Source organism: Desulfopila sp. IMCC35006 (assembly GCF_005116645.1).
Lineage (GTDB): Bacteria > Desulfobacterota > Desulfobulbia > Desulfobulbales > Desulfocapsaceae > Desulforhopalus_A.
On sequence record NZ_SWCM01000060.1, the window covers coordinates 1 to 355 of the forward strand.

A 355-nucleotide genomic window follows, 5' to 3' on the forward strand; every position below is an offset into this window, starting at 1 on the left:
TACTCCTCTTACCTAAAACAAAAGGAGGAGATGACATGGCAAAGAATTCGGTTCAATTTCAAAAAGGGTACAGCTTGCCTAAATTCCTTAAAGCATACGGCTCTGAAGAAAAGTGCCGGGAAAAGCTGTTTAAGTATCGCTGGCCTAGCGGTTATGCATGCCCCAAATGCGATCACACTCACTACTATGAGCTGAAAAGCCGTCAACTTTTCCAGTGTACTCGATGCAGACATCAGTGCTCGATTACCAGTAGCACCATTTTTGACTCATCAAAATTGTCTCTTACTACGTGGTTTCTGGCAATCTATCTCATAACGCAAGCCAAAGAAGGAATGTCCGCCCTTAGTTTGCGCCG

1 protein-coding gene is annotated in these 355 nt (G+C 44.2%); it reads left to right on the forward strand.

Annotated features, from left to right (window positions below; genetic code table 11):
* Positions 1-35: 35 nt before the first annotated feature.
* Positions 36-355 (forward strand): transposase (locus FCL47_RS24165; protein WP_136816279.1); only part of this gene is annotated, 320 nt, incomplete at its 3' end.